This is a genomic window from Paenibacillus hodogayensis, from assembly GCF_039536325.1.
Taxonomy (GTDB): domain Bacteria; phylum Bacillota; class Bacilli; order Paenibacillales; family NBRC-103111; genus Paenibacillus_AB; species Paenibacillus_AB hodogayensis.
Window position 1 is genome coordinate 115,210 of sequence record NZ_BAAAYO010000007.1, and the last position, 12,545, is coordinate 127,754.

The following is a 12,545-nucleotide window of genomic DNA, read 5'->3' on the forward strand; positions in this document are numbered from 1 at the left end:
AAAAGCGCCAAAATCTGGTGTTCCATGCTGCTGACATTGTGTTTGACATGTTCGATACTACCGAGGGAGGGCAAGCAAGTGTTAGCTGAGTCCACACACAATTTGCTAGAGAACGGCGGATTTGAAACGGTGAGCGCGGCAGCCGCCATGCCATGGATTCCATATGGAAACACATGGAACGGCATCGTGCGAGTGGATGCTGCGGCATCCAAGACGGGTAGCTACGGCATTGCAATAGAAACCGATACAGCAGGCAATCCCTATGTGGTGCAGCCGGTGCCTGTGGAGGAAGGGGCGACGTATACGATCTCGTCTTTTTACAAGGCGCTCGGCGTCATTGGCACGCCCGGCTACAAGATTGAGTTCTACTCGTCCTATGCCCCTACGCCGCAGGCGGCGCTAACCGGATTCACGCATGGCGCTCCGACCTCCGGTCTTGACGGGCAGTGGCACGAGCTTGAATATGAAATAAAGGCGCCGTCCCATGCGAAATACATGTATGTCTATTTGCGGCTGTACGGTACCGGCACTGTGTACTTTGATGACGCTTCCGTTATAAAGTCGGAGCACGCGCCGCAAATTATCCTGGCGCCGAATCAAATCTATTATTATCCGGATGCGGAGACCGGCAGCGTTCAGGTATCGCTTCGACCGACCGATGGGGTGCTTGCAGGCAAAAAAGCGGATGTCCGGCTTGTGAGGGAGTCCGACAGCGCAGTCGTATTCGAACAGACGGACATGACCGCCGCATCGGAGCTAACTGTATCTTTCCAGCCGAATGTACTGGCGATCGGTCAGCCGTACCGGTTGTCGGCGGAGTTGAAGAACGCGGCCAACCAGACGATCGAACTTGCGGAGAAGACCATTTACCGCTGGAATCGCCCGACGACGGTGCCGGACAACGGGCCGATTCTGGTGAACAGCCAGCCCTTTTTCCCGATGATCGCCTACCATGCGGAGTTGAACGATCTTCCGTACATACAGCAGATCGGAGTCAATACCATCCAAGGCGTGAACACCTCCAGCGAGGAGACAGTGCAGACACTGCTTGACACAGCGCAGGCGAATGGCCTTAAGGTATTGCAACCGCTTTATTACAATTTGAAAGTAAAGGAAAGCTTTTCCTTGACCGAGCAGATGGTCGCCCGTTTCAAAACCCATCCGGCTCTGCTTGGCTGGATGATTATGGATGAACCGGCTGCGAACGGCATTCCCCAGTGGGAGCTGCTGGAGGCATACAAACGAATCCGTGCCATCGACCCGGATCATCCAACCTATATGGTCGAATCCGAGGCGTACGCCTACCGCTCGACAGGCCAGGCGACGGACATCCTTGTAACGGATGTGTATCCATACAGCACTTCGTACCCCCGGTCGCTTGCTTCAGTCGGGAATGGTGTGCGCAAGGTGATTCAGGATACGGACGGCGTCAAGCCGGTATGGACGATCTTGCAAACCTTCCGCTACCCTGAACCGACGACCTGGAACTATTTGCCGACGATCGGTCAAGTGCGCAATATGGCGTATCAGGCGTTGCTGGCCGGCAGCCGGGGGCTCGGCTATTACTCGATCAACGATCCGGGCTGGAAGCTGAGCGAATCCGAGCTGTGGCCGGGACTGACCTCCTTCAAGGACGAATTGCCGCTGATTGCCGATCTGGCGACATATGGCAGCAAGACAACCGAACAGATCGGTTCGACGGTGCAATGGGGGGTATGGAGCAAGGGCGGCGATCAATTCGCGATTGCGATCAATGTGACGAAAACGGCGCAGTCGGCGGAAATCCCGCTGGCCGATACGGGCAACCGGATTCGGTTGCTGTTCGGAGACGAGCCCGGGGAGTGGGAAAGCTGGGACGAGGAACTGACCGTCGAGCTTGGACCCGAGCAGGTGCTCGTTTACCGAATCACCCCGTTTCAGTCCGATGTTCAAAAGGCAATCCAAGCGATGTTGGATGGAGAAGTTCTGCTGTCGCATACGCATTGGCAGCAGGAAGCCGGCGATTTGTCGACTAGCCTGGAATCCATACAGCAAGCGTTGACCGCTGCGGTTCCGGACATGGACATGGTGGCGGGCATGGCCAGCCAAGCCTTAAACGACACGGTCATTTTGAAGTCATGGGTCGAAGGGCAAAACGATACTGTGCTGGAGGGCAAACGGGAATTGCTGCTCGCGCTGCTGGATGATCTGTATGAGAGATTGCTGCCGATCGCGAGATCGACCATGCGAGTGGAGATACAGCCGTTCGCCGCAGCGAAGGTGTCGGGGGAGACGGCGACTGTACATGTGCACATACGTAACAGCGGCGCTGCGGCTGTCGAACCCTGGCTGCGCATTGACTGGCCGGACGTATTCGGGATCGCGCCGACGGAGAGGGAGGTTGGTTCTGTCGCAAGCGAAGCTACAGCCTCCGACTCGGAGACGATCGTCATCCCGCATTCTGTTTTACCGGGTTCCTATACGGTCTCTACTTCGGTCTACTTCCATCATCACGGTACGCCGCTCCATTTTACTGCCGATCGCACGCTTCGGATTGTGCCGCTGCTTGAGGCAAAGCTGACACCGGAATCGATCGATACAAAGAAAAGCGGTGCTTATCCGTTCGCGATTGAGCTTAAGAACGGCTCGGCCGAACCGATCACTGTGGAGTTGGCTCGGACGGTCACTGGCGGCTTGACGGCCGAATTGGCGGAAGCGGTAACGCTCTCCGGGCGAGAGACGAGGACGGTGCAGGGGAATGCGATTGTTCCAAGCGTGACGCGGGGCGTCTATACACTGTCGGTTGTACCCAAGGTAAATGATGCGGTCTATGGTTATCTGCCGCTGACGATCCGTATTGATACGAACAAGGTGTACAACGGGGGCTTCGAAACAGCCAAAGCTACTGATCCGGGTATCCCGGACGGTTGGCATATGCGTGTGGGCGTGTGGGATCGCACGACGGCTCGCAGCGGATCGGCGTCGGCCAAACTGAACCCGGACGTAAGCAACAGCTGGAATGTCATCAACACGGGCGTAGGCAGAGAAATGCCGGTTACGTCAGGGCGGCAGTATACGTTGTCCGGGTGGGTGAAGAACGGTTCGACCTCCGGGGCCGTGGAGCTGGGCATCCGGCAAATTGATGCGACCGGCGCGTCTGTGCAGTACGATTGGGCGGAGGCGGTGCCGCACGGAGACTGGGTCCAGGTGCAGACAACCTTTACTGCGCAGCCGCAGACGAGGCAAGTCGCTGTCTACTTCAAGATGGACCAGCAGACCAACGGACCGGCCTGGGTCGATGACATTGAGGTTCACGAGCTGCCGTAGTACCAAGCGAGAATCTGAAAGTAAGGCTGCTATTTCTGCAATGTCCAATTGCACAGCACCAGCGCGCTATGCGCGCTGGTATGTTTATTTCGATACACCTCAATGATGGCGACGCCGCTAGACGCTAACCCGTTGTCTAGCGGATACTTTTTTAAAGCAGCTCCAAGATAAAGCCTGGCTCAAAACCGAAATCAGCGCTTGATCCATGACAATGTTGACTGGAGCGCACAGGGAGAGAAGGTCGTTGGAAGGAAGGCCGCCGCTTTGTACGATATTTCACACAGGAAACGGTCTCTTCCAGGCAATGACGAGTGAATACCGTACAAATTTTCGCTTTTTGAATGCCGCGTCTTGCTTTTTGTACGATTTTTCGCACAACAGGCATGAATTGGAATCGCTTTGGAGACAACTTGTGTGAAAAACCATACAAATCTCTTCATGTTTCATAAGACGTTAGGGACGAAGAGGCCCACTGGCCCTTCATCTTCGCGTCCATTTCATCTATTTCTACAACCCTCACAGACCACAAAGAAAATTAAATTAAACAAGCTGACTCCGGTAGAGTACCGGTGCCAGCTTGTTTAATAGGGTTTTTCATAACTGTCCACTAAATTGGGTTTTGACCTCCAGAACGGCATTGGATGTCGGAAGCTTTGCTTCTGTCATTCATGAATCCAGGAGCGGCCCGAGCCGTGTATTACGGACGATTCCGCGGATACGATACGGCGAACAGAATGCCTCCGCACGCCAAGAGCGCGATAAAAACGAGCATCATATTGCTGTAAAGCCCGCCCGCCGGAGCGGTTACCGTCGAGAGCAGAGGGGAGCTCAGCCACGGCCGGGTCAGCATTCCGCCCACGCCGGCAATGCCGATCCCTTCCGCCAGGAAGCAGGCAAAGTTGAGCATGCCCATGCCGGAGCCCGCTTCGTCCGGATTCAGCGTTCGGGCCACGCTGGCCGAGACGACGGTTTTGACAAACGAAAGTCCGCCGAACGTCAAGATCATGACGCCTGCAATGAGCCACGACGCGCGGTCCGCAAAGAACAGGACGATCAGAAAACCGGCGGCAACCATGCCGAGCCCGGTCAGCATCGTGACTGTATGCCCCCGGCGATCTGCCAGCATTCCTCCGAGCATACCGAACAGAATGACGCTAAGCGTGCCCGGGAACAAAATGGCGCTTCCGATCAGGCCGGTCGGCATCTGGTATACCGCTCTCATCAGATAAGGCACCATGGCGATAAAACCGGCGACCGTTCCGAGCAGCAAAGCCCCATTGAGCACACCGGCGATATACCTTTTGTTCCGAAACAGGAAAGGCTCCAGAAACGGGGCTTGCCGCCGTCGGGTATGCAGCGCAAGAAGCGCGAATAGCACGAGGCTTGCCGCCAAGTACAGCCAGTGGAACAGCGTCATGAACAGCGCAAACGCCAGGATGCCGCCGGACAGCAGCACCGCCCCCGCAAGATCGAAGCTTTTGTTGTCTGAAGGTTTGTCCGCAGTCTCGCCGGGCAGCGTGCGGAGAACGAAAGGAAGGGCCAGCAGCGCAAGCAGCGGCGGCGCAAATAACAAGGACCAGTGCATATACCCGGAGATTCCGCCTCCGATGACCGGACCCAGCCCTTCTCCGAAAGCAACCACGGAGCCGATCAGGCCGAATGCCTTGCCCTGTCTGTCCGGCTCGACGACCTTGACGATCATGACCATAATGAGCGATGGAACAGCCGCAGCGCCGGCTCCTTGCAAAAAGCGCCCCGCGAGCACGCCCGGATACCAGGAATGACAGAGCAGCCCCACGATCGAACCAAAGCCATAGGTGAGCATGCCGAACAACAGCAGCTTTCGCATCCCCGTATATTCCAATATTCGGGCATACACGACCACGCCGATAGCGAAGGAAAGCGAGAAGCAGGTGCTGGTCCAATTGGCCGCCGAAGGCGCAATTTGAAACGCAGCTGCAATATCCGGCAAGGAAACGTTAAACATCGTTTCGTTCATGACGCTGAAAAACGTCAACAAGCTCAGCCAGAAGATGAATTGGGATGAATAGATTGGTTTATGATGTTGCACTTGCTCCGTACCCCTTTACCAGGAAGGGGAGCCGCAGTTTATAGGGTCATTGATGCGTTATCCCCTTAAGGTGTACCCTTTTGTCATGATCATTTGCCGCATAGAAGAAAACCTCCTGATAAAAATGTAAAAATAAAACAAAGCTATTATAGCATAGCCCACTGCATGATGTAAGCCGCATTCCTTGCACGTGTTCAACGTGTTTGATAGTCCGATGGAAGGCCTGGTAGGATGTTCACTCTCCGTTCATACTAATATGGTACCTTTTACTTACAGTCGCGACTTGGCAATCAAAATACCGGAATGCTGGAGGCTTGTCATGTCACCCTTAATTAAAAAAGTAGTCGCTTTGATCGCATTGCTCACGCTGCTGTTCGGCGGAGCGTGGATGTTCGCGCCCCAAACCCGGGCCGCTGCGCCGGTGTCGTCGACTCCGGAGCGGGGAGCGGCGGATTTAAACGATGCGACCGCGCTTAGCGCATTTATCGATGATATCATGAAAACGCATATGGACAGCTTTACCATCCCTGGCGCCGTTATCTCAATCGTCAAGGACGGGAAGCCGCTGTTCGCGAAAGGATACGGGCATTCCGATATCGCCGTAAGCAAGCCCGTAGACCCGGAAACAAGTCTGTTCCGGATCGCTTCCACCACGAAGCTATTTACGTGGACGGCCGTCATGCAACTGGTCGAGCAGGGCAAGATCGATCTGGATGCCGACGTCAATACTTATTTAAAGACGTTGACCATTCCCCAAACGTATCCCCAGCCGATTACGATGCGCCACCTTATGACCCATACCGCCGGGTTTGAAGAAGGAGGCGTAGGCTATCAAATTACGACAGACTCTCAAAAATTGCCGGGCTCGATCTCGGATACGCTTGCTAAGCATATGCTGAAGCGCGTTCGGCCTCCGGGCGAGATGGCCGCTTATTCCAATTACGGCGCTTCGTTGGCCGGGCTGATTGTCGAAGAGGTTAGCGGTCTTTCTTATAATGATTACGTTCAAACCCATATCTTCGATACGCTCGGCATGAAATACGCGACTGTCCACGAGCCGGTCCCGGCTCGTTTGCAGCCTTTTGCGGTAACGGGTTACTCATGGGAGAACGGTCGATTCGCGACCAAACCGGCTACCTACGAGGGCGGGTTTCGTCCCGCCGGTTCGGGTACGGTCTCAGCGCTGGACATGGCCCGGTTCATGATCGCCCATCTGCAGAACGGACAATATGGCAGCAACCGAATCCTGAAACCGGAAACGGCGAGATTGATGCATTCGCCCGCTTTTCAGTTCGATCCGCGTCTGCCGGGCATGGATCTCGGCTTCTACGAGCTAAACATGAACGGGCAGCGCGTCATTTCCCATGGGGGCGCTGATCCGCTATTCATTACCGAACTGTATCTCGTACCGGAGCAGCAAATCGGCCTTTTCGTATCCTATAGCGGCGGCGATGGGGGAGCGGCCTCGGAAGGGTTGTCGAAAGCTTTTTTCGACCGTTATTTTCCGGTGCGAGAAGGCTCCGTCCCGCCGGTATCGGCCGAGCTAGAGAAGGACGTGGAGAAATACGCCGGGTCTTATCAGTTCACGCGAAGGAACCATTCGCATATAGATAAGTTTTTCAGCATGATGTCGCAGTTTAACATCAAGGCATCGGGCAACCGGTTATCCTTGGGAAGCGGCGCCGAGCAACAGCTGTATGCACCCATCGGTCCGAATTTGTTTCAGGAAGTAGGAGGCGCGCACCAGATCGGGTTCCGCACCGATTCGTCGGGAAAGGTCACCCATATGGCTTTGGATTTTCTTTCGTATATGCCGCTCGAACGGACGCCTTTGCTTGATCGCTCTCAATTCTGGTATGCTTTACTCGGTATTTCGGGGATATTGTTTCTTAGCGCGCTGTCGGCGCTTGTTGTTTGCAGACGCCGGATCAAGACGATGCCGAAACCGCAGAAGCGGGCCATAGTGCTATCGGCGGTTGCCTCCGGCTGGGCATTGGCCACTTGCGTCGCTACGGTCGTTATCGTCTTGGGCATGGACACGATGGAACGGCTTAGCGGCATCCCGTTATCGCTGCACCTTTACCTTGTTATGCCGTTAGTGCTTGTCGGACTAACAATTGTCTTGATCGGTTTATGTATACTGGGATGGGTCCGCCGCTATTGGACGCTGCCGGGTCGCGTGCATTATACGCTTGTAGCGTTATCGGCAGCAGGCACCAGCTTGTTTTTCTATCATTGGAACTTATTGGGGTGGCATTTTGGGTAAGCCCAAACCGCCCGTTCGGGAGGCTCGCGATGACCAAAATTTTAGTCGCGGATGACGATGACCGCATTCGGGAACTTATCACGTTGTTTTTGCGCAATGAAGGGTTTGACATCGTGACAGCGAGCGACGGGATGGAAGCACTAGCGATCATGGAAGCATCGAGAATCGATCTGGTAATTCTCGACATCATGATGCCGAAGATGGATGGATGGGCATTATGCCAAGAGATCAAACGGCTGAATTCGGATATTCCTGTCCTGATGGTGACGGTCAAGGGCGAACCGGGTCAAAAGGTGAAAGGCTTCCAGCTCGGGACGGACGATTACTTGACGAAGCCGTTCAACCCGCTGGAACTGGTGCTGCGCGTAAAAGCGCTGCTGAAACGGTATTTGATCGTATCCTCACAGATCATCCAATTGAACGGCATCGTATTGAACCGCCGCAACTTTCAAGTGATCCGAGGGGAAGAGATACTGAATCTGCCGCTAAAGGAGTTCGAGCTGCTATTCAAGCTGGCCAATCACCCGGGTCAGATTTTTACCCGAGAAGAACTGATTGCGCATATATGGGGTCTCGATTACGAAGGCGACGACCGCACCGTCGATGTTCATATTAAACGGCTAAGGGAGCGGTTCGCCGGCGATTCTCGCCATTTCCAGATCGAAACGGCCCGCAGCCTCGGGTACAGGCTGGTCGTTCCATGATCAAAACCTTATACGTTCGCGTCATTTGCACCTTTTTGGCGGTTATTCTTTTCAGCCTGATCGTCTCCTTTTATATCGGGCTGTTTGTATTCAAGAAAGAGATTAACCAAACGGGTCAAAACGATATGATAGCGGCAGGCGAGGAGGTCATTCGTCTTTACGAGCAGTTGAAGCCCGCTGACCGCGAGGCGTTTTTGGCCAGTATGGTGAAATTATCCGCCTACCCGATTCATATGTACGGATTGTCCGGCCAGGTTGCGTACTACGGATTGAAAGGTACAAAAAGCATTCAAATCGGGCCCGAAGCGGTACGGCAAGTACTGGAGGGAGGCGTTTACCGTTCTTCCGGCGATATCGCGTATATCGGCGTCCCGTTTTCGTACGACGGACAGCCTCATGCCATGTTTATGCAGTTTTCCCCGCAGAACGAAAACGTGATGAACCGGATGATAGGGTTCGTTCTGCTGCTGGTTCTGGTCATCGGCAGCCTCTGCATTCTGATTGCCGCCAGATATTTGGTGAAGCCCGTTCAAGCGTTGACGCGGGCGACCAAGCGGCTGGCGAAGGGCGACTTCGAGGTGGCGATCCAAACGAAACGTGCGGATGAAATAGGCGAATTGACCCAAAGCTTTAACGAAATGGCAAGCGAGCTTAAGCAGTTCGAGCAGATGCGGCAAGATTTCGTATCCAACGTTTCTCATGAAATTCAGACGCCGTTAACGTCTATATCCGGGTTCGCCATCGCTATGAAGCATGGCGATCTGGTAGCGGAGAGCGATCGCAACTATTACTTGGACATCATTCTCGCAGAGAGCGAGCGGCTGTCCAGGCTGAGCGATCATTTGCTGAACCTCGCTTCGCTCGATTCGCAACACCATCCGTTCCACGCGGCGAACTACAATCTCGACGAGCAGATCAGGCAAGTCGTCGTGACGTGCGAGCCCCAATGGTCGGTCAAAGGATTGTCCATCGAGCTGGAGCTCGCCGATGCGGTCAAAATTACCGCGGACCGGGACCAGATGAACCAGGTGTGGATGAATGTGCTCGGCAACAGCATCAAGTTTACGCCGGACGGCGGGCGTATTGAAATAAGCCTGACCCGGACTCCGAAAGAAATCTGCTTCCGGATTGACGACTCGGGGATCGGCATAGCGCCCGAGCATCTTGGCCACGTGTTCGAACGTTTCTACAAGACAGACCCTTCCCGCAATCGCAATGCGGGAGGCAACGGCCTGGGGCTCGCCATCGCGAAAAAAATCGTGACCCTGCACGGCGGAACGATCGGGATCGATAGCCGGTTGGGGAGCGGCACGACAGTGGTTGTTCATTTGCCCAATAAGCCGGGCGGGGGCGGGGGGATGCTGTAGAGGTTCGAGTCCGCTTGCCAGTTGGGTTGGGGCGCGACGAATCGTTCGAGCGAATAGGCGGCATTGCCTCGTTTAGCGTTTCCGTTCGGAACTATCGGCCTTTCTCAGACTGCTTCAATGTAAATGCGGATGATTAGATGGATTCATCTCGGATTGCCGGTTCTTATTAAACCCCATGTTCATTACCACTAATTCCCGGACATCCCTATCTCGAGAGCCGCCTCGGCCTCGCGTTCACGAGCAGGATGCTGGCGACGATGAGCGCCATTCCCGCGAGCAGGTTCACCGTCAGCCGTTCGTTCAGGAACAGGACGCTGCAGATGATGGACACGACCGGGATGAGGAAGGTGAACGATCCGACCTTCGACGCCTCGCCCGAGGCGATCAGCTTGAAGTAGACGAGCCAGCCCAGGGCGATGACGAAGACGGAAATGAACAGCGTGTCATACAGGAATGCCCCGGTCCATCGGACCTCCGACCAGCTCTCCACAGTCGAGCCATACGCCGTCATGACGCCGCCGCCGATCAGGATCTGCATAGCGGTCAACCACAACGAGTCGACCTTGGCCGATTGGCGCTTGATGTAGACAGTCCCGAGAGCCCAACTTAGCGCGGATGCCAAGGCCAGCAGGATGCCGATGAAGGAAACGCCTCCCGTCAATCCGCCGATGCTCATCGCGGCCACTCCGGCGAAGCCGAGCAGCAAGCCGATCATTTTCCGGGTGTACATCTTCTCCCCAAGCCACATCCAAGCAAACAAGCCGAGCAGCACCGGCTGCAGGAATACGATGGCCGAGAACAAGCCGGCGGGCATGTATTGAAGGCCGACGGTTTGGAAGCCGTAGTAGAAAACGATGCTTAGAAAGGCCGAGCACAAATAATACGGCCATGTCTCCCGAAACCGAAGCTTCCTCCAGCGAGGAAGCGCGACGACGAGGAGCAGAGTCCCGCCGATCAGCGTTCGAAGGCCGGCGAACAGAAGCGGCGGCGAGAATTCCAGCGCGTATTTCGTCAAAGGCCAATTGATCCCCCACATCAGTATCAGGAACAATAAATAGAATAGGAGTTGCTTACGGGATAGTGCTGCAGCTTCTGACATAAGAGGTTTCTCCTTGTTAAAGAGTCAAACTGAATGATACACTATTTCCTGACATGATGAAAATAAATGTTTCTTATGGGGGGCATATCATTCACGTTATGACCAATACGCAAATCAAGCTGTTCGTCAAAATCGCGGAGACGGGAAGTTTTACGAAAGCGGGCCTTGAGCTGAATATGACGCAGCCGGCGGTCAGTCGCGCGATCTCATCGCTGGAATCGGAGCTGGATGTTCCTTTGCTTCTCCGCGATCGCCGCAGCGGCGTGCAAGTAACCGAAGCGGGCAAGCGCATTCTCCTGCTGTTCCGTGAAATTCTCGGCACGTTCGCCAAGATAGATCAAGCCGTGGCCGACGAAAAAGGGCTTCAGGTCGGCACGATCCGCGTCGGGGCTTTTCCCGTGGCCGCCGCCCACTTCCTTCCGCGGATTATTGGCGACATTGCCAAGAAGCATCCGGGCATCGAGTTCGAGCTGCACGAAGGGAACATCGACGAGCTGAGAAGCTGGCTGGAGTCGAGGGTAATCGACGTAGCGTTTCTCATTCCGCCGGATGGAGACTGGGAGACGGTTCCACTCTATCGCGAGAATATGTTCGCGGTGCTTCGCGAGGATCATCCGTTAAGCAGCTTACCCGTCATCCCCGTCAAACGGCTGTCTATGGAGCCTATCATTATGTGCAAAGCGGGATACGAGTCGCCCATCGTCGACCTGTTCGAGCGGGCGGAAGCCCACTTGCAATCGAAATACATCGTTCAGAGCGTCAATATGGCTCTCCACATGGCAGAGGAAGGCCTCGGCTTTCCGATACTTTCCGAGCTCGCGCTGAAGACGCTCCCTTCCCGGCTTGTCAAGCGGGAGCTTGATCCTGAAGCCTATCGCGACATTCGGCTCGCGGTGCCTTCCATCGCTGAATCCTCCCACGCGGTCAAGCTGTTTATCCGGACCACGCTCGACTTGTTCCCGCCGCACGGCTTGCCGGGCTCCAACGATCCGAATGGTAAAGGTGGAACGTAGAGCGATGACGCGTATCCGTGTCCTCCCTTGTCGCGGTAGGAATTGAAAGCCCAGTTTCGAAATGGAGTTTAGTCGGTATTCCGTGTCCAGGAGAGAATATGCTGGCCAAAATAGCTCCCGATCTTTTCGACCTCCGTCATGACGCGTTTGATCTTATCCTCCTCCAGAAACCAGTTGTCTTTCGTAATTCCAGTCCGATCAATTACGGGAACGCCTAGAGACAGTCCTATATCGCGCAAAAACTCCCATTCCGTCGTTTTCACATGAGGAGTGGCACCGCCCGATGGCAGAAGAATAGGAGCCAGTTTGCAATGGTACAGCGCGGCGGCTTTTTCCATCAATTGAGGTTGACTTGCTCCGGGGATCAGTATGACATCAGCAGGTTCTATTACGGTTTCGACAAAGATAAGCTGCGTAATGCAATCGAACGGATTTGACATTGGAACGCCCTCCCTTTAGAAGCTTCTTCTGGTAACTTACCATAACCTTGTGCTGCGATGTATGGGTATATCCTGATGAAACGATGATAGGGGCGAAAACGACACGGGCTTCTATATCTCGGAGGAGAAGACGGCTATCATTTACGGCTTCGCAGAGGGGCGCTCCTCTTCACTGCATGTGCTCGACAGCGACGAAATGGGGAAGAGTTGGAAGGATAACGCCATTCCGGGATCAGCGGGGTATGACGCCAAAGCGAATCCCGCTATTGCTCAGCAAGG

At 54.8% G+C, this 12,545-nt stretch carries 8 protein-coding genes; 5 read left to right on the forward strand and 3 right to left on the reverse strand.

Annotated features, from left to right (window positions below; all coding sequences use genetic code 11):
* Positions 1-78: 78 nt before the first annotated feature.
* A complete protein-coding gene (locus tag ABD796_RS15595; protein ID WP_344909074.1) occupies positions 79-3,306 on the forward strand; it encodes a carbohydrate binding domain-containing protein in 3,228 nt (1,075 codons plus the stop codon).
* A 697-nt stretch (positions 3,307-4,003) separates the two neighbouring features.
* Here the strand turns inward: ABD796_RS15595 and ABD796_RS15600 are convergent.
* Positions 4,004-5,377, reverse strand: a complete 1,374-nt coding sequence (locus tag ABD796_RS15600; protein WP_344909075.1) for an MFS transporter — start codon at positions 5,375-5,377, stop codon at positions 4,004-4,006.
* A 319-nt stretch (positions 5,378-5,696) separates the two neighbouring features.
* Here ABD796_RS15600 and ABD796_RS15605 point away from each other — a divergent pair, with 319 nt between their 5' ends.
* Genes ABD796_RS15605 through ABD796_RS15615 form a run of 3 tightly spaced genes read left to right on the forward strand, consistent with a single transcriptional unit; the run spans position 5,697 to position 9,714 of the window.
* On the forward strand, positions 5,697-7,643 hold the full coding sequence (locus ABD796_RS15605; protein WP_344909076.1) for a serine hydrolase domain-containing protein: 1,947 nt from the start codon (positions 5,697-5,699) through the stop codon (positions 7,641-7,643).
* A gap of 29 nt (positions 7,644-7,672) precedes the next feature.
* Positions 7,673-8,347, forward strand: coding sequence for a response regulator transcription factor (locus tag ABD796_RS15610; protein WP_344909077.1), 675 nt, complete (start codon positions 7,673-7,675; stop codon positions 8,345-8,347).
* Positions 8,344-9,714 (forward strand): HAMP domain-containing sensor histidine kinase, encoded by a 1,371-nt coding sequence (locus tag ABD796_RS15615; RefSeq protein ID WP_344909078.1) that lies wholly within the window; start codon positions 8,344-8,346, stop codon positions 9,712-9,714. The genes ABD796_RS15610 and ABD796_RS15615 overlap by 4 nt, the downstream gene beginning before the upstream one ends.
* 205 nt (positions 9,715-9,919) lie before the next feature.
* Here the strand turns inward: ABD796_RS15615 and ABD796_RS15620 are convergent, their stop codons facing one another.
* On the reverse strand, positions 9,920-10,813 hold the full coding sequence (locus ABD796_RS15620) for a DMT family transporter (RefSeq protein ID WP_344909079.1): 894 nt from the start codon (positions 10,811-10,813) through the stop codon (positions 9,920-9,922).
* 98 nt (positions 10,814-10,911) lie between these two features.
* On the opposite strand from ABD796_RS15620, the gene ABD796_RS15625 reads away from it, so the two are divergent.
* The gene (locus tag ABD796_RS15625) at positions 10,912-11,826 is read left to right on the forward strand and encodes a LysR family transcriptional regulator (protein ID WP_344909080.1); all 915 of its coding nucleotides are present in this window, start codon (positions 10,912-10,914) and stop codon (positions 11,824-11,826) included.
* Between the two features lie 68 nt (positions 11,827-11,894).
* Here ABD796_RS15625 and ABD796_RS15630 read toward each other — a convergent pair whose 3' ends face one another.
* Complete coding sequence (locus ABD796_RS15630; protein WP_344909081.1) at positions 11,895-12,266, reverse strand: YdcF family protein; 372 nt, start codon at positions 12,264-12,266, stop codon at positions 11,895-11,897.
* Positions 12,267-12,545: the final 279 nt, after the last annotated feature.